The sequence below is a fragment of the Actinoallomurus sp. CA-142502 genome (assembly GCF_050936355.1).
GTDB lineage: Bacteria > Actinomycetota > Actinomycetes > Streptosporangiales > Streptosporangiaceae > Actinoallomurus > Actinoallomurus iriomotensis.
Window position 1 is genome coordinate 7,942,010 of record NZ_JBNJMY010000001.1, and the last position, 20,672, is coordinate 7,962,681.

Below are 20,672 nucleotides of genomic sequence, written 5' to 3' on the forward strand. Positions count from 1 at the left end.
CTCAAGGTCAGGAGACCGGGGCTCCGGTCTTCGGGTCGAGGATCAGCCGGCCCGCCCTCGCGTGGCGGAAGTCCAGCAGGCCGCCGACACCGCCGGCGCGTACGTCCATCGACGCGTCGCCGATCCGGCCCACCCGCCAGTTGTCCTCGATGAACCGCAGGATCGAGGTCTGCTCGGCGTACGAGTGGTCGACGTGGTTGACCCGGGAGTACGGCGAGATGGCGAGCAGCGGCAGGCGCTGGCTCGGCCCGCAGCGGTCCTGGTAGCCGCCCGCGGCAGGCTTCTTCGAGCACAGCGGCGTGTCCTGTGAGGCGTCGGACGAGCCGTTCGTGACCTTCGGCGCCACGTGGTCGTACCAGCCGTCGGAGTCGTCGTAGGCGATGAAGACGGCGGTGGACTTCCACTCCGGCGACTGCTGGATCTTGTTGATCGTGCCGGCGAGGAACTGCTGCTCGTCCAGCGGGTCGGAGTAGCCCGCGTGGCCGTCCTGGTACGACGCGGCCTTCAGGAAGCTCACCGCCGGCAGGTTGCCGGCCTTGAGCGCCGCGTCGAAGTCGGTCAGGTCGTAGTTGTGGTTCGCCTGGTCCGTACGGCCGATCGCGGCGACCGACGACGGCGGCAGGTGTTTCTCGTTCGCCGTCGACTTGTAGTACGCGAACGGGTTGTGGTGCGGGCTGTAGTCCACCACCGGGACACCGCCGACGTTCTCGTGGGTGGTGCCGCAGACCGCGTAGCCGTTGGCCGAGCCGGTCGGCCTGAAGCCGCCCTGGAACCAGCCCCAGGTGACCTTCTTCTGGTTCAGCAGGTCGCCGATGTTGCGGCCGGTCATCACGCCGAGGTTGTTCTTGGACGTGTGGTTGTTGCCCGAGCAGTCGTCGAACGCCGGGTCCGGGTCGTTGATCATGGTGCCGACGCCGTTCTTGTCCGGCGACTGGACGACGTAGGAGTCGCTGACCTTCTCGTGCGTCACCGGGTCGACGGCGTAGATGCCGTGGGTGTTGCCGGAGACGAGGTCGATCGCACCCGGCGACGAGGGTCCGAACACCGTGTCCCAGCTGTTGTCGCTCATCGCGTAGTTCTGGGCGTAGTTCCACATGCCGGTGACGGTGTTGCCGTCGAAGTAGTCCATCACCAGGCCCGGCTCACCGAACAGGACCGGCTGGCCGGTGCACTTGTCCTTCTCGGTGTTCTCGACGAACTTGTCCATCCTGCCGCCGTTGACGGCCAGCTGCTCCTTGCCGTACGTGTGGTCCTGGTCGCAGGTCAGGGCCTGTTCGTGCGTGAGGCGCTGGGGGTCGTACACGTTCGGGTTGTCGGTGAGCAGCTTCTTGCTCAGCCCGTTCACCTTCGGCGTGTGCTTCTTGGCGGTGAACTTCGTCCCGTCCGTGTTGGCCGCCTTCGGGTACGTCCCGAAGTAGTGGTCGAAGGAGATGTTCTCGTCGAACAGCACGACGACGTGCTGGATCGGCGTCGAGGTACGGACCGGCGACCACTCGGCGGCGGTCAGCGTGCTCGCGGCGTTCTGGCCGCTTCCGCAGCTCGCCAGGGTCAGCGAACCGGCCGCCACCAGGGCGGCGGCGATCGCCGCCGGTCTGTGCCTCTTCCACTTGCGGGGAGCCATTTACCCTCCAGGGTGAAGACGGAGCGACGATCATGTTGCCGGAACCCGAACGAGAGGTAAACAGCAGGTGATGACGAAAAGGCGCCCCCACCCGGCCGAAGCCGGACGGAGGCGCCTTCCCTGGGTTTGACTCGGGCTACCGGCGAGCGCCCGTCTTCGGGTCGAGGATCAGGTTCCTCGCCGCCGGCCGGTGGAAGTCGAACATGTGGGACAGGTCTCCCGCGCGAGCGTCGAACGAGGCGTCGCCGATCCGGCCGACACCCCAGTTCTGCTCGATGAACTTCGTGATCGAGGCCTGCTCGGTGTAGTGGTGGTCGACGTAGTTGACCTTGGAGTACGGCGAGACCACCAGCAGCGGCAGCCGCTGGCTGGGGCCGCAGCGGTCCTGGTAGCCACCGGCCACCACCCTGGTCTTGCCGCAGGTCGCGGTGTCGTCGTTGGCGGCGTCGGACGAGCCGTTCAGGATCCGCGGAGCCACGTGGTCGTACCAGCCGTCGGAGTCGTCGTAGGCGATGACGACCGCGGTGGACTTCCAGTCCGGGGACTGCTGCAGCTTGTTGATCGTGTTCACGAGGAACTGCTGCTCGTCCAGCGGGTCGGAGTAGCCCGCGTGGCCGTCCTGGTACTCGCCGGCCTTCAGGAAGCTCACCGCCGGCAGGTTGCCCGCCTTGAGCGCCGCGTCGAAGTCCGTCAGGTCGTAGTTGTGGTTGGCCTGGTCCGTACGGCCGATCGCGGCGACCGACGACGGCGGCAGGTGCTTGGGGTTGGAGGTCGACTTGTAGTACTGGAACGGCGAGTGGTGCGGGCTGTAGTCGACCGAGGAGACGCCGCCGACGTTGGCGTGGGTGGCGCCGCAGACCGCGTAGCCGTTCGCCGAGCCGGTCGGCTTGAAGCCGCCCTGGAACCAGCCCCAGGCGACCTTCCTCTGGTTGAGCAGGTCACCGATGTTCTTGCCGGTCATCACGGCCAGGTTGTTCTTGGACGTGTGGTTGTTGCCCGAGCAGTCGTCGAAGGCCGGGTCCGGGTCGTTGATGACCGTGCCCACGCCGTTCTTGTCCGGCGAGGCGACCACGTACGAGTCGCTGACCTTCGCGCCCGTCTTCGGGTCGACGGCGTAGACGCCGTGGGTCTGACCCGAGATCAGGTTGAGCGCGCCGGGGGTGGACGGCCCGAAGACCGAGTCCCAGGAGTTGTCGCTCATCGCGTAGTTCTGGGCGTAGTTCCACAGCCCGGTGACGGTGTTGCCGTCGTAGTAGTCCATGACCAGGCCCGGCTCACCGAACAGGGGCGGCATGCCCGTGCAGGTGTCCTTGCCGGTGTTCTCCACGAACTTGTCGACCTTGCCCCCGTCGACGGCCTTCTGCTCGTGGCCGTAGCTGTGGTCCTGGTCGCAGGTCAGGGCCTGGTCGTGCGTCAGGCGCGTGGGGTTGTACTGGTTCGGGTTCTTGGTGAGGAGCTTCTTGGTCAGCCCGTTCACCTTCGGGGTGTGCCTCGCGGCGGTGAACTTCGTGCCGTCCGTGTTGGCCGCCTTCGGGTACGTCCCGAAGTAGTGATCGAACGAGATGTTCTCGTCGAACAGCACCACGAGGTGCTTGATCGGGGTCGCGGTCCGGACGGGCGACTCGGCCGCGGTGAGCGACGTCGCCCCGCCTCCCGTCGTGCCGCAGGCCGCGAGAGCCAGCGAGCCGGCGGCCACCAGCGAAGCGGCGATCACCACCGGTCGCCGTCTCTTCCACTTGCCGGGACCCATCTTGCCTCCTGGGGAAATATCAAGCTCCGGGCCCTGAGATGAGGAATCCCGGGGGCCGCGTCGGTCCAGCGGGGATCTCATCGGACCGGGACGAAGATCGCGGTGATGGAAGGTGTACGGCAGGTGAACAAGGCCCCATGTGGGATTAAAGGATCTTTGCCTCGCCTTCACGGCGAAGGCGTTCATCCGCCGTACACCTACGCGAGGAGCGTTCGCCCCAGGAAGTCCTTGGAATCGCGTGCGCCCGGCAGCGCGAAGAAGTAGCCGCCGCCGAACGGGGTGATGTAGTCGACGAGCGGCTCGTCGATCAGGCGTTCCTGCACGGCCTCGAACTGGCGCTCGGGGTTCTGCTGGTAGCAGGTGAACACCAGGCCCATGTCGAGGTCGCCGACGGAGTCCACGCCGCGGTCGTAGTTGTAGCTGCGGCGCAGGATCCGGCTGTCGGCGGTCTGCGGCGTGCGGGGGTTGGCCATCCGGATGTGGCTGGTCAGCGGGATGACCTTCCCGATCGGGTCCTCGGCGAACCGGGGTTCGTCCAGCTCGCGCGTGCCGTCGAGGGGCGCGCCGGTCGCCCGGTCGCGGCCGAACATCTGCTCCTGCTCGGTGATCCCCACCCGGTCCCAGAACTCCACGAGCATGCGGATCAGCCGGATGACGACGTACGAGCCACCGGCCGTCCAGGCGGGCTCGCGCGAGCGGTCCGCCCAGACCAGCCGGTCCATCTCGGCCGCGCTCGTGGCGTCGGGGTTGGAGATGCCGTCCTTGAAGCCCATGAGGTTGCGGGGCGTGCCGCTCGGGCGTGGCGGGCTGGTGAACCCGCTCATCCGCCAGCGGATCTGCGCCGCGCCGCGCGTGTGCCGCGCGATGTCGCGCAGCGCGTGCACGACGGTGTCGTCGTCCTCGGCCGACAGCTGCAGGCTGACGTCGCCGTGGCACCAGTCCGGGTCGAGGTCGTCGTTGGGGAACATCCGCATCGGCTTCAGCCCGGCGGGCTTGCGGCTCGCCAGGCCGTACCGGTCGTCGAACAGCGAGGCGCCGACGCCGACGGTGACCGTCAGCCCGCCGGCGGGCACGTCGGGCCCGAGCACTCCGGAGTCGGGCGGCGGCCCGCTGATGCCGCTGTCGTCCGGCGCGCCGCCGGCGGTGAGCGTGCGGGCCCGGTCGGTGAGGGTGCGGAAGAACTCGGTCAGCTCGCCCCGCCCGGACGCGATGACGTCGAGGGAGACCACGATCGTCCGCGGGCGCGACCGGTCGAGCACGCCGGCCTGGTGCACGCCGTGGAACGGGCGTGCGGGGGGCGTGGTGGCGCGGTCCGGCGGTGCCGCCGCGGCGGACGCGGACGCGCCGGCGAGCGAGCCGGCGACGCCGGCGGCCAGCGCGCCGCGCAGGAAGGACCGGCGGTCGCCGCCGGCACCGTCGTCACGTGGGCCGCGGGCGCTCATGAGACGCGCCTCGGCTCGGCGAGCGTGGCGATCGGCGCGAGCAGCTCCAGCAGCCGGCCCGCCGTTCCGTTCAGGCGTTCGCGCTCCGCGGTGGAGAGACCGTCGACCGAGGACCTGCCCTTGAGCTGCGCGTCGAGCCGGTCGAGCCAGGTGTCGACCTGGGACAGGGCCGGGTAGCGGTCGCGCAGGACCGGCCGGAGGACGCCGAGCACCTCGCGGGTGCCCTCGACGTTGGCGGCCGCCGTCCTGAGCGTGGTGCCGCTCCCCTGGTCGGCCGTGCCGGTGAGCTGGAACTGCAGGGTGTTCTCCAGGATCTCGTGCGCCCTGAGCGGCAGGTCCGCGGGGTCCATGCGCTGGTGCGGGAAGTCGGACTTCAGGGCGCGGGTGTCGTGGGCGAGCCGGTCGGCCACTTTGCGCAGCGACGCGGCGGACTCCCCGTGCCACAGGCCGTACTCCAACCGGTGGAAGCCGGTGAAGTCCGGGTCGTGCACGCCCTTCGGCAGGCCGGCGGGGCCGCCGTTGATCGCGCCGTCGAAGTCGCCGAACGTGCCGTACGCCGCCCCGAGGCGCTCGTACGAGACGTGGGCCGGCGTCCAGGCGGTACGGGCCGCGCCGAGGTCGCCGTCGTCCACGGCCGCGCGCAGCCGGTCCGTCGCGGCGATGAGGCGGTCGAGCCCGGCGTCGACGTACTTGGAGTACGCCCGCGCCGGGGCGTACAGGTCGTTGTTGGTCACGGGCAGCACCGCGACGCTGCTCCCGCGGCCGCCGGCGATGCGTACCGAGGGGCCGGTGACCGGGTCGCCGGCGCGGTCGTCCTCGCAGCGGAAGGCGTACGTGCCGCCCCCGAGGGACAGGTGCAGTCGCCGCGTCACGCCGGGCCCCAGGCCCTCGACCTCGGCGTAGACCGCGCCGGAGGACGGATCGACGAGCATCACGCCCGCGGCGGTGGCGCCGTCGTTACGCAGCGTGAGAACCTGACCGCCCGCGTGCGGATGCGTCCAGCCGGTGCCGCAGCCGGTGGTCGACGCCTCGATGGCGGCCGGGCGCGGTGCGCCGAGAGTCGGGCGGGCGTCACCGGCGCTGGCCAGCAACAACGCCACGCTCACGACCAGGAACGGCGTGCGCATGGGGCTCCCATGATCGGTCTCGGGGGACGGAAACACTGTAGAGCGTGCGCGGTGTCACGCGTCGACGCCTTCCGGCATTTCTCGGGCGGGTGTTCACGCTGTGTTCATTCACGACTCCTGTTCACTCGCGTGACGGCAGATAGTTAGGTTAGTCTTACCTAATAAGCCTGTGAAGGGGGTTCGTTGCGAGACAACCGATGCACGCACTGCGCCGGGTGCCATATCGGCCGGCGTCCGTGCCTGGCCAGCGCGACCGTGGGCTCGCGCGCCTGGTTGCTCATCGAACACCCCGGCCCGTGGGGCGAGGACGTCGACACCATGACACTCCCCCCGCCCATCGCCGAAGCCGTCGCCCGCGCCCGGCGCCACGGCGTACGCCCCCAGCTCATCCGGGCGCCCCGGCGGCGGCGCGCCACACCGCCGCTCCGGGTGTACGCCGGGTTCTCCGGCCCCGGCGGCGACGTCTGGCTGGAGGGACGCGAGCTGGAGGACCCCGAGGAACTGGCCGACCTCGACCTGGCCGCCGTCGGCGCCGGCCACGCCCCCGGGTTCGGAGTGCCGGTCGCCGGGCCGGTGTTCCTCGTGTGCACGCACGGGAGGCACAACGCCTGCTGCGCCCGCGTCGGCGCGCCCCTCGCCCGGTTCCTGCACGAGCGGTTCGGCGAGGTGTGGGAGACGACACATGTGGGCGGCGACCGCTACGCCGCGAACCTCGTCTGCCTGCCGCACGGCCTGTTCTACGGCGACCTGGACGAGCGGCGGGCGCTGGTCGCGGCGGAGGAATATCGGCGCGGCCGGGTGGTCCTCGAAGGCTTCCGCGGACGGGGCGGCCAGCCGGAGTCCTCGCAGGCAGCGGAGCATTTCGTCCGTGCGCGTACGGGGGTCCTCGGGGTCGGCGACGTCACCGTGGAGTCCATGGCCGGCGACGTCGCCGTGGTGCGAGCACGCACGGCACGCTATAGGCTCCGAGTAGAGCAGAGGCCGATGAGCGCCTGCGGTCCCGGATGCGGCGAAGACGTCCGAACCTATGTTGAACGGGACCTGACTCTTCTCAACGCGACGGCCCTCGTGTAACCTCTCCGAGGCCCTGTACGCCGTTCCCGAGGGGACACGGCGCTCTCCGGGGAACATCACGGCGCTTCACGACGTTGCACAGTTTTGGCACGTACTCACCGTTTGGCGCCCGTGACCGAAATTTATGCTCACCCGCAAGCTACGAGGTGGTAGTTCTATGGCTCAGGTACGTCGGCAGGCAAACCTCCCCCGCCCTAGCTGGGGCTGGCAGGACGCTGCCGAGTGCCGGGGGGAGGACCTCATCCTGTTCTTCGGCCCGGACGGTGAACGTCAGCCGGAGCGGGAGATCCGCGAGCGCAAGGCCAAGGCGGTCTGCATGCGCTGCCCCGTGCGAGGAGAATGCCTTGACTATGCCGTGTCCCGGCCCGAGAAGTACGGCACGTGGGGCGGCCTGAACGAGGACGAGCGCGCGTCGGAGCGCCGCCGCCGCATGCGCCGCGCCAACGCCGCCTGAGCGAGAGCGCAGCCTGCGGCCCCGCCCCCGCGGGGCCGTTTCCATAGAGCCGGTACCGCCGACCAGGCGGATCCGGCTCTTGTCCTCTCTACGAGGACCCTCTCCCCCGGCCCGACGGCCCGACGGCCCGCCCGATCACCGGTGCCACGGAAGCATCCGTGGCACCGGCGTTCTCCCCGGCCTGGTCACCAACGTGGCCTGTCTCATCGCGTGTGCGGGGCGTGGAGGAGCGTCAGGACGTCCTCGTCGGTGAGCTGGTCGAAGTGCTGGTACCACTGGCCCACCGCGCGGAACGCCGACGGGGCGGCCAGGACCATCAGGTCGTCCGCGGCCGACGACAGTTCCCACACCGTCTGCGCGGCGCCCACGGGGACCGCCAGGACCACGCGTGCCGCGCCCTCCCCCCGTACCGCGGCCAGGGCCGCGCGTGCGGTGCCGCCCGTGGCGAGTCCGTCGTCGACCACGACGACGTCGCGGCCCTTGAGCGGGGGCAGCGCGCGGTCGCCGCGGTAGGCGGTGATGCGGCGGGCCAGTTCGGCGCGTTCCCGGGTCGTGGTCGGGTCCAGGTCGCGTTCGGTCAGGCCCAGGCGGCGCAGCAGGTCGGCGTCGAACACCGGTTCGCCGCCCTCGGCGATCGCCCCGACGCCCAGTTCGGGCTGGCCCGGGCAGCCGATCTTGCGGGTGACCAGGACGTCGAAGGGGACGCCGAGCCGTTCGGCGATCTCGTGCGCCACCGGGACACCGCCACGGGGCAGGGCCAGGACGACGGGGTCGGTGAGGCCCAGTGCCGCCACGCGCTCGGCGAGCACCCGTCCGGCCTCGGCCCGGTCGGTGAACGGCAGCCGTACGCCATGTCCGTTCGAACCCACGGTGAACCACCTCGAAAAGCCGGTTGTCCGTGGCTCTACCCAGCAGCGGCGGCCCTCAACGGGCATCGCCCGGGAGCCGTCCAGGGGCGCTGGTGCGACGGGTTCCGGTCCCTGGACGGGCTCTCGATCAGGCGACGAGAAGACCTGCGGGGCGATTTCCCTGCGCCGGTTTCACCCGGTTCAGGTGTTGGAGGTCGTCGATGATCCGGCTCCCTCGCTCGTCCCGCAGGCCTGTATTCAGCCTCGCACGGGCCGAAGAGCCATCCAGGGGCGAAGGTCCCATCCGCGGCGGGACCTTGGTCGCCTGTCCCGTCCCACGGGACGCCGAGGCCGCGGCGCCGGGCGTTCCTGCGACCTTCGCCCGCTCACCGGGGACCAATGGACGTACCCCGGCCGGCCGCACGAGCCGAGAGTGGAGCCTGGGTCACCATCGAGGGGGTGGCGATGAAGCAGAATCTCCGGCTGGGCCACGTGGCGGGCATCCCGGTGGGTGTCAACTGGTCGGTCGTGGTGATCCTCGTGCTGATCGCCGACATCGTCGCCGTGAACGTCCTGCCGCGTGCGGACGCGGGCCGGTCCGCGAGCGTGTACTGGGCCATCGCGATCCCCACGGCGCTGCTCTTCCTCGCCTCGCTGCTGGCCCACGAGGGCGCGCACGCCGCCGTGGCGCGCAGGCGGGGGCTCGGGGTGCGGTCGATCACGCTGTGGATGCTCGGCGGCGTCGCCCAGCTCGACAGCGAGCCGAAGACCGCCCGTACGGACCTCGCCGTCGCCGCCGCGGGCCCGCTGACGAGCCTCGCCGTCGGAGGGGTGCTGTTCGGCGCCGCGGAGGGCGCCTCGTCGGCCGGCGCACCGGGCGTGATCGTCGCGGCGCTCGCGTGGACCGGGGCGACCAACGGGTTCCTGGCCGTGTTCAACCTGCTGCCGGGCGCGCCGCTGGACGGCGGACGGATTCTGCGGGCGCTGGTGTGGATGCGCTGCGGCGACCGGTCGCGCGGTGACCGGGTCGCGACCGCCGCCGGCCAGGTCATGGGCGCCGCGCTCGCCGGTGCCGGCGTCGCTCAGCTGATCTTCCTCAGCCAGACGGGCGGGCTGTGGCTGATGCTCATCGGCTGGTTCCTCATGTGGACGGCCGGCGCCGAGGCCCGGTCGCGGGCGACACAGGAGGCCGCCGCGGGCGTCCGCGTACGCGACCTGATGGTCCCCGAGCCGGAGTGCGCGCCCTCGTGGCAGCCGATCGGGGAGTTCATCGCGAGCGTCGCCGCGCGGTCCCGCCAGTCGGCCTTCCCCGTCACCGGGTTCGGCGGCGAACCGTGCGGCGTGGTCACCCTGGCCCGCCTCACGCGGGTGCCGCCGGGCCGTGCGGGCGACCGGATCGACTCGGTGGCGGTCGCCCTGCCCGCCGACTACCTGGCCGCGCCGGAGGACCCCGTCGCGCCGCTCGCCGGGCGGCTGCCGCTCGCCGGTACCCTGCTCGCCGTCGTCGTCGCCGACCATCGCGTCGTCGGCATGGTCACCGCCGAGGACCTCGGCCGGCTGGTCCAGCAGAGCCGCCTCCGCGCCAAGTGCGCGCCGCGCCCCGACTAGTCCACCTGGGTTCACCGGTTGGCGATACGCCGCTCGAGCGATCGCGCGGTTGGGGGCCGCGGACAAGGACGCCGTCCGCGGCGTCATTCTCGGCTGCGACGTGAAGGGCATCCCGCGGTCGCCCCTTGGCGGGCGGGAGGCCGTCCCCGTCCGATCAGCGACGGCGACAACGCGTTCATCGTCGCGACGGCCTTGGTCTACAGGTCGATGACGACCTTGCCGTGCACGTGCCGGCCGGCCTGGAGCTCGGCCGCGCGGCGGATCCGCTCGATCGGGAAGCTCGCCGCGATGGGCACCCGGAGCCGGCCCGCCGCGACCAGGCGGGCGATCTCCTCCAGGGCGCCGGGGGCGGCGTTCGCTCCGTTGGCCGCCGCGACGCCGTCGACCTGCGCGGCGATGGTGCAGATGTGGCCGTCCGGGACGCCGAGTTCCCTTGCGACGTGCGCTGTCTCCGTCCCGTGCAGGTCGATGGCGGCGGTGACGCCGCCGGGCGCGAGGGCTCGGACCCGGTCGGCCAGGCCGTCACCGTAGGCGACCGGCTCGGCTCCCAGATCGCGCAGGAAATCGGATGATGTCGCCGACCCTGTCCCGATCACGCGCGCTCCTGCGATCCGGGCCAGCTGGACGGCGAACACCCCGACCCCGCCCGCCGCGCCGCCGATCAGCACCGTGTCGTCCGGGCCGGCGCCGACCGCGGCGAGGGTGGCGGATGCCGTGCGGCCCGCGATCGTGAGGGTGGCGGCGGTGCGGTCGTCGACGCCGTCCGGCGTGTGGTGGGCCTCGTTCGCCGCGGTCCCCCCGGCCGGGTCGATCACCACGAAGTCGGCGACCGCGCGGGACAGGGCACCCCCGAACACGCGGTCGCCGGGCGCGAAGCCGGTCACCCCGTCACCGACCTGGTCGACCACTCCCGCGTAGTCGGTCCCGAACCCGGCCGGGAGGCTCAAGCCGAACCGGGCGGCGGTGTCCGCGTCGGCGGTCATGATCCAGTCCATCGGGTTCAGACCGGCCGCGGTGACCCGCACCCGGACCTGTCCCGGCCCGGCCTGCGGCGCGGGAACCTCACGGATGTCCAGGACTTCGGGGCCGCCGAACGAATCGAGCCGGACCGCCCTGCCCCTGCCCGCCGACGGGTGATCACTCTGTTCCTGCATGTACGCCTGTCTCCTTGGGAACCGAAGGAACGCCTTGAAACGGACTATGCTCCGTTTCATGGCCGACCGTAACACAACCGGAGCGTGATCCGTTTTGACTGAGGCGGAGAGGCGCGCGCCACGGGCGGACGCGGCCCGCAACCGCGACCAGTTGCTCGCGGTGGCGACCCGCGTGTTCGTCTCGGCTGACGGCGAGCCGTCGATGCGTGCGATCGCCCGCGAGGCCGGAGTCGGCATCGCCACGCTCTACCGGCACTTCCCGACCCGCGAGTCGCTGGTCGACGCGGTCTACCGGGACCAGGTCGTGCGGCTGACGACCGGAGCCCGCGAGCTGCTCGGCCCGTTGCCCCCGGCCGCGGCGATGCGGCGCTGGATGGACTTGTTCGGGGACTGGATCGCGACCAAGAACGGCATGCTCGACACGCTGCTCGCGATGATCGAATCGGGTGAGATCGCCCACGCGCGGACCCGTACCGAGCTGCTGGCGGCCATCACCACGATTCTCGACGCAGGCCGCGCGGCGGGCGACCTCCGCTCCGACGTCACCGCCGAAGACATCGCCGCCTCGCTCATCGGCATCTTCACCGTGGCCCCCCGGCCCGGGCGCAAAGCCAGGGCCGACCGCCTGCTGGACCTCCTGATGGACGGCCTCCGGCCCGCGCCGCCCGGCTGAGCCTCCTCGAACCGCGGGACGTCCACGTAGCGGCCGGCGATGCCTGTGGATCTGCCGTCCACCCGTCCTGGCCGCGAGCCGATCACCGGTTAGGAACGGTGCTGGTGCTGGGCTCGCGCCGGCTTCTCGATGTGCCTGCGGGGTACGGCGGATGAGGCGGCGACGAGCCGCGGCGGCGTGACGCGGCTGATCAGTCTCCGGACCTGTTCGCCGAACTCGCGGGGGCGTTCGAGGACCAGCAGGTGGCCCGAGTCGGGGACCACGACCAGTTCCGCGCCGGACATCGCGGCGACGAGCGCCTCGGCGTGCGCGATCGGGGTGATGACGTCGCGTTCGCCGACGAGGACGAGCACCGGGATGCGGCCGAGGGCCGGGAGGACCGCGTGCAGGTCGTACCGGACGAGCTCGGTGTAGAACTCGGCGATCACCTGGATGGGCACCGACGCCATGAGCCGCGTGGTGAGCCGGGCCACCGGGCGGGGCACCCGCGAGCCGTACAGGTAGGGCCAGGTGATCAGGTACGTCGCGCCGCCCGCGGACCGCCGCGCGCCGTCCACGAGGCGTGCGTGCCGCCGCAGCGTGCTGAGGGTGGCGGGCACCAGGCGGCGGACGACGAACGGCGCCGTGATCTGCGGCAGGCCCGCGGTGATCGTGGACAGGCCTCCGGCGGAGGTCGAGGAGAGCACGACGCCGACCACCCGCCCGCCGAACATGCCGGGGTGGGACTTGGCGAGGCCGAGGATGGCCATCCCGCCCATGGAGTGGCCGACCAGCACCAGCCGTCCGCGCGGCGCCGCCGCCCGGATCACCGCGAACAGGTCGCGCCCGACCTGGTCGATGGTGGCGTTGGGCGGTGTTCCCCAGCCGGACCGGCCGTGGCCGCGGTGGTCCCACAGGACCACCCGCGCCTTGCCGGCCAGCATCGTGCGCTGGACGTCCCAGCTCGTGCAGTTCAGCAGGTAACCGTGGCAGAGGACGACGGTCAGCGGGGCGCCGGGGGCGTCCTGGATCTCCACGTGCAGTTCGACGCCGTCATCGGCGGTGACCGTCATCGACCGGGTCGGCGGGGGATGGTCGGGCTCGGAGGCGGCGGAGTGTCCGGGTATCGGGAGCAACAAGCGCCCCTGTTCCGCCAGCGCGCTGGCGATGTCCGTGAACGACATGACCACCTCCGCCGGGCGGTGCCGTCCTGCCTCGGCAGGCCGCCACCGTCACTCGCCATTGAGCTGCGGCCGAGGCGACTGGAGATCCTCGGCCCCTTCTCCCAACGTGCGGCCGAACCCCCTTCCCCACAGGTCCTCACCTACACGTTGCGTCACATGATGACGGTGAGCCAGGGGCGAAGGTCCTGAATACCGCAACCGCCGAGATCCCGCCCACGCCCGGCCAACAACGTATAAATCAGGCATTCGCTGGGTAGGGCGCACAGTGCGTTGAACAGCCACAATGGGCATGAAAATTCGTGACGCCCCCGGGATCCCTCCCCCAGCCGATGGGCGGCCCGCCGTCCGTGAGCCGTACGGCCGACAGAGAGGGATGGACGATTTTGATCACACCGAGTGAGCCGGTGATGAACGACGTCGGCGGGGGATCATCGCCCGTGGCCACCGCGGAGGGCGGCGAGCGGGTCTCCCCGGGAATGGCGGACGTCCTGATGCACCGCCTGTTCGCGGTCGGTCTGGACCTGCACGCCGCGCTGACCTACATCGAGGCGAACCTCGGCGCCGACGTCACGGTCGCCAAGGTCCACAAGGCCATCAACGGCCTGGACGGCGCGATCAAGGACTTTCGCGGCGTGGTGTTCGACCTGCGCCCCGAGGACTCCGCCGGAGAATCGGGCCTGCGCGCGCTGGTCGTGGAGGCGGTGGAGCGGGCCTGCGGCCCGGGCCGGATGTGCCCGGCGCTGACGCTCGGGCACGGCATCGAGGCGGTGATCGACCCGTCGGCCTGGCAGTGGGTCGCCCGGCTCGTCCACCGGACCCTCGCCCTCGTCCCCGGGGAGCGTCTGCCGGACGTCCATGTGATGATCACCGCCGACCCGCGACCACCGACCTGGCTCGTCATGCACCTCGACGCGCCCACGGGCGACCTCACCGAAGTGGCCGGGCGTATCCGCGCGCTCAGCGGGCACGGCATGAACGTCTCCTGCCAGGACCTGCCCCGGTCCCCCGAACGTTCGCGGATCCGCCTCGAGTGGCCCCTAGCGGCGCACTGATCCACCAGAGACACCCGGCCCGGTGTACGGGGAGTCGCTCACGCCGCGTGGCGTTACCGCCGCGGACGGTCCGCCCGGCCTACCGTGGGGTGTGATCATGAACGAGATGATTCACGCATGGTGCCTGGTCAACGGCTCGTGGGTGGAACGCGAGGACCCGGTGATGGCGATCTGCGAGCCGTACGGCGGTGACGTGCGCGCGGCGGTGGCGAACCTGGGGTACGAGGCGTGGTGCCAGGTCGGTGAGCTGCCGTCGGTGCCGGTCTCGCTGACGCTTTACTCCCGGGAGACGCCGCCGTTGCAGTTCCTGCTCCAACTCGAGGGCAACGCGGGCAACGTGGTGGAGCACATCTTCGCCGAGACGCTCCCGGACGCGATGGAACTGCTCGCGCGGTGGACCCCGATCGCCCGCCCCTGGTACGGCCAGGGACGCGGCCCGGACGTCCGGGGACACGCGGAGGACGGTTCCAGACGCCCCCAGGACGGCCCGGGACGTCCGGAGACGACCTCGGGGGACCCGCGAACCCGGCGGCGGACCGCCAGACCCCGTCCGGTGTCCTCCGGCCCGCCGCCCGCCGTCGACCACCTGGCCTCCCCCGGCGCCTGACCTTCCCGTGGTTCCTCCGCCCGCGCGGGCGGCAGGCCGATCACAGGTGCGGGCGGCGGCCCGGAGACGACCGGTCTTCCGCCGGCCGGCGGATCGGTCAGGCGCTGCGGGACTCCGGGCGGGCCTGCTCGCGCTCGCTCTCCCGCGCCTCCAGCGGCTCCCGCGGCTCCCGCGGCTCCTGAGGCTCGGCGTCCTCCTCCGGCGCGGTGGGCTCCTCCGGCTCGTCGGTCGTGGCGGCCTCGACGCGCCGCTCGGCGGCCCGGAGCTGCTTCTTCGCCGCCCGGGCGCGCGCCTCGGCGACCTCGGCGCGGGCGCGCGCGGTGTACTCGCCGGGCCACAGTTTGTCGATCTCGGCGTTGAGCGCGGCACCGATCAGCACGGCCAGGGCGGTGACGTACAGCCAGGCGAGGACCGCGATCGCCGCGCCCAGCGAGCCGTACACGGACACGCCCGACGCGGAGCCGTCCAGGTAGAGGCGCAGGATGAGGCTGCCCAGCGCCCAGATCGCCAGGGCCACCGCGCCGCCCGGCAGGCCCCGCCACCAGGCCGTGCGCACCGGGACGCTGAGGTAGTACAGCGAGGCGAGGAACACGATCGAGACGACGATCAGCACCGGCCAGTAGAGCACGTGCAGCACCCGCGCACCCTCGGGCAGCCAGCGCAGGACGAGCGTCGGGCCCGCGACCAGCAGCGGGATGACCACCAGCCCGACGCCGAGCCCGGCGATGTACAGGAAGAACGCGCGCAGCCGGGTGCGGATGACGCCGCGCACGCCGGACAGGCCGTACGCGATCGTGATCGTGTCGACGTAGACGTTCAGCGCGCGTGAGCCGGCCCACAGCGACACCAGGAAGCTCAGCGAGACGATCTCGACCCGGCCGCCCCGCAGGACGTCGTCGAGGAGCGGTCGCACGACGGTGTCCACCGACTGCTCGGTCAGCACCGTCTGCGCCTTCTCGATCACCCACGTGCGGATGTCGGACACCGTGTCGTCGCCGAGCATCGACCGGAAGTGCCCGAGCGTGCCGATCAGCCCCAGCACGAGCGGCGGCAGCGACAGCAGGGTGAAGAACGCGGCCTCCGCGGCCAGGCCGGTCACCCGGTAGCGGAACGCGGAGACGCTCGTACCGCGGACGACCCGCCACACGGCGGACCGGATTCGGGCGCGCACCGAGACCTCGGCGACACCCGCCGAAGCATCGGAGAGGGTGGTCACGAAGGTCTACCGTAGCCGTGACGCGTCCGATACGCGCTGCGACGACCACTTCGGGGGAGGTCGCGCCACCCGGCGTACGGCCGGTCCGGCGCACGGAGACACCCGTCGCCGCCGGGCACCCGGCGGGAGGTACGCCTCATACGCGTGCCGCCCATCCACCGCCCTTCCCTCATCCCCGCCGGTCCTCGGCTCAGGTGAACCGTCCCGGGCGGCGTCCGGCGCCCGGCGGCCCCGCGAACGCCTGGGCGATACTGATCCATTCTTTCGCGACGGCGCCCGAGACCGCCAGATCCACGTCGGCCGGATGCCGCCGCTGCGTGACGACGAGGCAGAAGTCCAGCGCCGTTCCGCGTACGACGTCGGCGGCGTCCTCGGGCCCGGCGGTCCACGGCCCGTCGCCCGGCAGGGTGAGTTCGACCCGCACCGGCACGCGCGGGGCGGGGCGCCCGCGCACGGCGAAGCTCCACGGCAGCGCGCGTACGCCGATCTCGGCCACGTGGCGCAGCCGGTCGGTGGGTTCGCGGACCGCGTCGCGGCCGGCCTCCCGCAGGCCGTCGACGACGTCCTGCCCGTGCGCCCAGGTCTCCATCAGCCGCGCCGTCGCGAACGACGCGAGACCCATGTCAGGGCCGTACCAGGGGATCCGCGTCCTCGGGTCGGCCGCAGTAAGCGTCTCGGTCAGGCCGGCGCGGGCGGCGCGGAACCAGGCGAGCAGGTCCTCCCCCGGCATCGACCGCCGCTCCGCGGTGAGCGCGTCGGCGTCCAGGCCCCCGGCCGCGGCGGCACGCGCCTCGTCGCGGAACGCCTCCGGCGTGGTGACCGCGCGCACCGCCGCGTCGTCGAACCACGCCAGATGGGCGATCTGGTCCCGTACCGCCCAGCCCTCGGCCGGAGTCGGAACGTCCCACACGTCCGGGCCGAGGAGCCGGTCGAGGTCGGCCGTCTCGGCGCTCAGGTCACGGATCAGCACCTCTGTCGCCACACCCATCGCATCAGCGTACAGAACGGCGTTCGGTGCCGGTCCGTGCTGCGAGAATGGGAGCATGATCTGTGAGGCGTGCCGCGAGCGGCGGCACGAGGAGTGCCGGGGCGGCACGTGGTGCGACTGCCAGCACCAGCCCCCGGACGACAAGGACGAGCCGGACACCGGCCCGGACGGGTCCGAGCCGCCGGTCAACTGGCTCCGCCAGGGCTGAGACACCGCGCCGGGTTCAGGCCACCGAGATGGGACGCCGTTTCGCATATCGGACAAGGTTGGACACTCATCGAACGGCATGTCATCATCGGTGTATGGCTGCTGCGAACCCGTTGCTGGTGATGCGCCGGCACGTCGATTTTCTCCGCGTGGGCAGCGCCATCTGTCGTTGACACTGATCAACCGCCACTGCCTCATGGGCGCGCGGTATGCCGGTGTCGGATTTCCTTAAGCTCAGCGTAGAGCCAGCAGCGAGCCTGCCGGTGTGCTCCGCGTCCACCACCCACCACGGAGGACGCGCACGATGCCACCCCGTCAGCGGAGGCGAGGCGAGGGTCAGTGGGCCCTCGGCTATCGCGAACCGCTCAACAAGAACGAAGAGAACAAGAAGAACGACGACGGACTGAACGTCCGCGACCGGATCCTGGGCGTCTACTCCAAGGCCGGCTTCGACTCGATCGACCCGGCCGACCTGCGCGGCCGGTTCCGCTGGTACGGGCTCTACACGCAGCGGCGCCCGGGGATCGACGGCGGCAAGACCGCCGTCCTCGAGGACGAGGAGCTCGACGACCGCTACTTCATGCTGCGCGTCCGCCTCGACGGCGGCCGGCTGAACCTCGACCAGCTGCGCGCGATCGCCGACGTGTCGAGCAAGTACGCGCGCGGCACCGCCGACGTGACCGACCGGCAGAACATCCAGCTGCACTGGATCGAGATCGAGTCGGTGCCGGCGATCTGGGAGACGCTGGAGGCCGTCGGCCTGTCCACGACGGAGGCCTGCGGCGACACCCCGCGCGTGATCCTCGGCTGCCCGCTCGCCGGGATCGCCGCCGATGAGGTGATCGACGCCACCCCGCAGCTCGAGGAGATCCACGACCGCTACATCGGCAGCCCGGACTTCTCCAACCTGCCGCGCAAGTTCAAGACTGCGATGTCCGGCTGCACGGCGCAGTGCACCGTCCACGAGATCAACGACATCGCGTTCGTCGGTGTGGTGAACGACGAGGGCGAGACCGGCTACGACCTCTGGGTCGGCGGCGGGCTGTCCACCAACCCGATGTTCGCCAAGCGCCTCGGCGCCTTCGTCCGCCCCGAGCAGGCGCACGAGGTCTGGGCCGGGGTCATCGGAATCTTCCGCGACTACGGCTACCGGCGGCTGCGGAGCCGCGCCCGGCTCAAGTTCCTGATGAACGACTGGGGACCCGAGCGCTTCCGCGAGGTGCTGGAGAAGGAGTACCTCGGCTACCAGCTGCCCGACGGGCCGGCGCCGGGCGCCCCCCGTGACGCCCGGCGGGACCACGTCGGCATCCACCCGCAGCGCGACGGCAACTACTACGTCGGGTTCGCGCCGAGGGTGGGCCGGGTCAACGGCGAGCTGCTGCACGTGATCGCCGACCTGGCCGAGGAGTACGGCTCGGGTCAGGTGCGCACGACGACCGAGCAGAAGCTGGTCATCCTCGACGTGCCCGAGGACCGCACCGAGGCCCTCGCCGCCGAACTGGAGGCCCACGACCTGCAGGTGCGGCCCTCGACCTTCCGGCGGCAGACGATGGCCTGCACCGGCATCGAGTACTGCAAGCTCGCGATCGTCGAGACCAAGCAGCGCGGCATGGACCTCATCGAGGAGCTGGAGAAGCGCCTCCCGGACTTCGATCAGCCGCTGAGCATCAACCTCAACGGCTGCCCGAACTCCTGCGCGCGTGTGCAGGTCGCCGACATCGGGCTGAAGGGCCAGCTGGTCACCGACGCCGACGGCAACCAGGTCGAGGGCTACCAGATCCACCTCGGCGGGGCGGTCGGCGGCGCCTTCGGCAAGAAGGTCCGCGGGCTGAAGACCACGGCCGACGAGCTGCCCGACTACGTCGAGCGGGTCCTGCGCCGCTACCAGAAGCAGCGCGGCGACGGCGAGTCCTTCGCCGACTGGGTGCAGCGGGCGGAACAGGAGGACCTGAAATGAGCGAACGGAGTGAGCGAACCGAGAACACGGCGCCCTCAGTGACTCCTCCGACGAAGGAGGACTCATGACTGAACGAGCGGTCCCCTTCTACTGCCCCTACTGCGGCGACGAGGACCTGGAGCCGTACGAGAGCGACGGCGGCGGCTGGCACTGCCGTGCCTGCACCCGCGCGTTCCGGCTGCGGTTCATCGGCACCGGCGCGCTCAGCACCGCCGTCCCCGCCGCGCCGAAGGGAGGCGCGAGATGACGCTCACCTTCGAACGCCCGACCGCCGCGCTCGACCTCACCGACATCGTCGAGTCGGCCGCCGACGCCCTCGAGGAGGCGCCGGCCGAGGAGATCATTCGCTGGGCGATCGCGACCTTCGGCGACCGGATCTGCGTGACGTCCTCGATGAAGGACGCCGTGCTGGTGGACATCGCCGCCAAGATCCGGCCGGGCATCGACGTGCTGTTCGTCGACACCGGCTACCACTTCGCCGAGACGATCGGCACCCGCGACGCCGTCGAGGCCGTCTACCCGGTCAACGTGGTGAACGTCACCTCCTCGCGTACGGTCGCCGAGCAGGAGCGCGACCTGGGTCCCCGGCTCTACGGCCGGAACCCGGACCTGTGCTGCCACCTGCGCAAGGTCGAGCCGCTGAACCGCGCCCTGGAGCCGTACCTCGCGTGGATCACCGGGATCCGCCGGGAGGAGACCTCGCACCGGCGCGGGTCCCGGGTCGTGGAGTGGAACGCCTCGCGCGGGAAGGTCAAGGTCAACCCGCTCGCCCGGTGGACGCACGAGCAGCTCGGCGCCTACATCGAGAAGAACGGCATCCTCGTCAACCCGCTGCAGTACGACGGCTACCCCTCCATCGGGTGCGAGCCGTGCACGCAGCGGGTCGCACCCGGCGACGATCCGCGCAGCGGCCGGTGGGCCGGCACCGGAAAGTCCGAATGCGGCATCAACCTCTGATCACCTGCGCGCCTCCGCCGCCGCTGGTGGCGGTGGCGCACGGCAGCCGGGACCCGCGTGCGGCGGCGACGGTCGAGGACCTGCTCGATCTCGTACGCCGCCGGTCCGGGCTGCGGGTCGTGACGTCCTATCTTGACCACGCGCCCCCGACGCCCGGCCAGGCGCTCGGCGCGCTCGCCGGCGCCGGCACCGGCGCGGGCGAGGCCGTCGTTCTCCCCCTCCTGCTGACCGCCGCGTACCACAGCAAGACCGACATTCCCGGCGCGCTGACCGAGGTGCGCCGGGAGCACCCGCGGATGCGCCTGCGGTACGGCGCGACGCTCGGGCCGCACCCGCTGATGACCGCGGCCCTGGAGCGGAGGCTGGCCGAGGCGGGAGTGACGCCCGACCCGGACACGGCGCTCGTGCTGGCCGCCGCGGGGTCCAGCGACCCGTCGGCCAACGCGACGATCGGCCGGATGGCCCGCGGCTGGCGCGGCTGGCGGCGTGTCGTCCCCGCCTACGCCTCCGCCGCGCGCCCGACGCCGGCCGAGGCCGTACGAAGGCTGCTGAACGCCGGGGCCCCGCGGGTCGCGGTCGCCTCCTACTTCCTGGCCCCCGGCTACTTCGCCGACAAGGTCCGCGACGAGTCGCTCGCGGCGGGGGCGGTGGCGGTCTCGGGGGCGCTCGGCGCGGCGCCCGAGCTGGCCGAGATCATCGAGCAGCGTTACACCGAGATCATCACGCTGGGTGATCAAGCTGCTGTGGGCTGAAAACCCTTATTTCGCAAGGGTT

General features: G+C 71.6%; 20 protein-coding genes. 11 read left to right on the top strand and 9 right to left on the bottom strand.

Going from position 1 to position 20,672, the window contains the following annotated elements; translation table 11 throughout:
* Positions 1 to 7: 7 nt before the first annotated feature.
* The 4 genes from ACQEV1_RS37140 to ACQEV1_RS37155 form a co-directional block, all read right to left on the bottom strand.
* Positions 8 to 1,621 carry a phospholipase C gene (locus ACQEV1_RS37140; RefSeq protein ID WP_433400603.1) on the bottom strand — a complete coding sequence of 538 codons (1,614 nt, stop codon included), beginning with the start codon at positions 1,619 to 1,621 and terminating at the stop codon, positions 8 to 10.
* Between the two features lie 136 nt (positions 1,622 to 1,757).
* Positions 1,758 to 3,371, bottom strand: a complete 1,614-nt coding sequence (locus tag ACQEV1_RS37145; RefSeq protein ID WP_433400606.1) for a phospholipase C — start codon at positions 3,369 to 3,371, stop codon at positions 1,758 to 1,760.
* 197 nt (positions 3,372 to 3,568) lie between these two features.
* Complete coding sequence (gene efeB / locus ACQEV1_RS37150) at positions 3,569 to 4,813, bottom strand: iron uptake transporter deferrochelatase/peroxidase subunit (RefSeq protein WP_433400609.1); 1,245 nt, start codon at positions 4,811 to 4,813, stop codon at positions 3,569 to 3,571.
* Entirely contained in the window at positions 4,810 to 5,940 is a 1,131-nt protein-coding gene (locus ACQEV1_RS37155; RefSeq protein ID WP_285635885.1) for an EfeM/EfeO family lipoprotein, read from the bottom strand. Before ACQEV1_RS37155 ends, efeB begins: the two co-directional genes overlap by 4 nt.
* Positions 5,941 to 6,123: 183 nt before the next feature.
* On the opposite strand from ACQEV1_RS37155, the gene ACQEV1_RS37160 reads away from it, so the two are divergent.
* Together ACQEV1_RS37160 and ACQEV1_RS37165 are read left to right on the top strand one after the other, a co-directional pair.
* Positions 6,124 to 7,014: a sucrase ferredoxin gene (locus ACQEV1_RS37160; RefSeq protein WP_285576290.1), complete on the top strand. Its 891-nt coding sequence runs from the start codon at positions 6,124 to 6,126 to the stop codon at positions 7,012 to 7,014.
* A 157-nt stretch (positions 7,015 to 7,171) separates the two neighbouring features.
* Positions 7,172 to 7,468 carry a WhiB family transcriptional regulator gene (locus tag ACQEV1_RS37165; RefSeq protein ID WP_285576288.1) on the top strand — a complete coding sequence of 99 codons (297 nt, stop codon included), beginning with the start codon at positions 7,172 to 7,174 and terminating at the stop codon, positions 7,466 to 7,468.
* A 203-nt stretch (positions 7,469 to 7,671) separates the two neighbouring features.
* Here the strand turns inward: ACQEV1_RS37165 and ACQEV1_RS37170 are convergent, their stop codons facing one another.
* Positions 7,672 to 8,337 carry a phosphoribosyltransferase gene (locus ACQEV1_RS37170; RefSeq protein WP_433400614.1) on the bottom strand — a complete coding sequence of 222 codons (666 nt, stop codon included), beginning with the start codon at positions 8,335 to 8,337 and terminating at the stop codon, positions 7,672 to 7,674.
* Between the two features lie 444 nt (positions 8,338 to 8,781).
* Between ACQEV1_RS37170 and ACQEV1_RS37175 the strand changes: the two genes are divergently transcribed.
* Entirely contained in the window at positions 8,782 to 9,924 is a 1,143-nt protein-coding gene (locus tag ACQEV1_RS37175; protein WP_433400617.1) for a site-2 protease family protein, read from the top strand.
* A 197-nt stretch (positions 9,925 to 10,121) separates the two neighbouring features.
* Here the strand turns inward: ACQEV1_RS37175 and ACQEV1_RS37180 are convergent, their stop codons facing one another.
* Entirely contained in the window at positions 10,122 to 11,078 is a 957-nt protein-coding gene (locus tag ACQEV1_RS37180; RefSeq protein ID WP_433400620.1) for an NADP-dependent oxidoreductase, read from the bottom strand.
* Between the two features lie 94 nt (positions 11,079 to 11,172).
* On the opposite strand from ACQEV1_RS37180, the gene ACQEV1_RS37185 reads away from it, so the two are divergent.
* Positions 11,173 to 11,751, top strand: coding sequence for a TetR/AcrR family transcriptional regulator (locus tag ACQEV1_RS37185; RefSeq protein WP_285635865.1), 579 nt, complete (start codon positions 11,173 to 11,175; stop codon positions 11,749 to 11,751).
* 89 nt (positions 11,752 to 11,840) lie between these two features.
* Here ACQEV1_RS37185 and ACQEV1_RS37190 read toward each other — a convergent pair whose 3' ends face one another.
* Positions 11,841 to 12,914 (bottom strand): alpha/beta fold hydrolase, encoded by a 1,074-nt coding sequence (locus ACQEV1_RS37190; protein WP_433400624.1) that lies wholly within the window; start codon positions 12,912 to 12,914, stop codon positions 11,841 to 11,843.
* Positions 12,915 to 13,297: 383 nt separating this feature from the next.
* Here ACQEV1_RS37190 and ACQEV1_RS37195 point away from each other — a divergent pair, with 383 nt between their 5' ends.
* Entirely contained in the window at positions 13,298 to 13,966 is a 669-nt protein-coding gene (locus tag ACQEV1_RS37195) for a hypothetical protein (protein ID WP_433400627.1), read from the top strand.
* 97 nt (positions 13,967 to 14,063) lie between these two features.
* Positions 14,064 to 14,573: a hypothetical protein gene (locus ACQEV1_RS37200; RefSeq protein ID WP_285635856.1), complete on the top strand. Its 510-nt coding sequence runs from the start codon at positions 14,064 to 14,066 to the stop codon at positions 14,571 to 14,573.
* A 97-nt stretch (positions 14,574 to 14,670) separates the two neighbouring features.
* Here the strand turns inward: ACQEV1_RS37200 and ACQEV1_RS37205 are convergent, their stop codons facing one another.
* Positions 14,671 to 15,789 (bottom strand): YihY/virulence factor BrkB family protein, encoded by a 1,119-nt coding sequence (locus tag ACQEV1_RS37205; RefSeq protein ID WP_433400630.1) that lies wholly within the window; start codon positions 15,787 to 15,789, stop codon positions 14,671 to 14,673.
* Between the two features lie 190 nt (positions 15,790 to 15,979).
* On the bottom strand, positions 15,980 to 16,777 hold the full coding sequence (locus ACQEV1_RS37210; RefSeq protein ID WP_285635850.1) for a TIGR03084 family metal-binding protein: 798 nt from the start codon (positions 16,775 to 16,777) through the stop codon (positions 15,980 to 15,982).
* Positions 16,778 to 16,832: 55 nt separating this feature from the next.
* On the opposite strand from ACQEV1_RS37210, the gene ACQEV1_RS37215 reads away from it, so the two are divergent.
* The 5 genes from ACQEV1_RS37215 to ACQEV1_RS37235 all read left to right on the top strand — a co-directional run bounded on the left by ACQEV1_RS37215 (position 16,833) and on the right by ACQEV1_RS37235 (position 20,650).
* On the top strand, positions 16,833 to 16,985 hold the full coding sequence (locus tag ACQEV1_RS37215; RefSeq protein ID WP_285576269.1) for a hypothetical protein: 153 nt from the start codon (positions 16,833 to 16,835) through the stop codon (positions 16,983 to 16,985).
* Positions 16,986 to 17,288: 303 nt separating this feature from the next.
* Positions 17,289 to 18,941: a nitrite/sulfite reductase gene (locus ACQEV1_RS37220; RefSeq protein WP_433400635.1), complete on the top strand. Its 1,653-nt coding sequence runs from the start codon at positions 17,289 to 17,291 to the stop codon at positions 18,939 to 18,941.
* A 64-nt stretch (positions 18,942 to 19,005) separates the two neighbouring features.
* Positions 19,006 to 19,188 carry an Insertion element protein gene (locus ACQEV1_RS37225; RefSeq protein ID WP_285576265.1) on the top strand — a complete coding sequence of 61 codons (183 nt, stop codon included), beginning with the start codon at positions 19,006 to 19,008 and terminating at the stop codon, positions 19,186 to 19,188.
* Positions 19,185 to 19,898, top strand: a complete 714-nt coding sequence (locus ACQEV1_RS37230) for a phosphoadenylyl-sulfate reductase (protein ID WP_285635844.1) — start codon at positions 19,185 to 19,187, stop codon at positions 19,896 to 19,898. The genes ACQEV1_RS37225 and ACQEV1_RS37230 overlap by 4 nt, the downstream gene beginning before the upstream one ends.
* Positions 19,880 to 20,650 carry a sirohydrochlorin chelatase gene (locus tag ACQEV1_RS37235; RefSeq protein WP_433400639.1) on the top strand — a complete coding sequence of 257 codons (771 nt, stop codon included), beginning with the start codon at positions 19,880 to 19,882 and terminating at the stop codon, positions 20,648 to 20,650. Before ACQEV1_RS37230 ends, ACQEV1_RS37235 begins: the two co-directional genes overlap by 19 nt.
* The last annotated feature ends 22 nt before the right edge of the window (positions 20,651 to 20,672 follow it).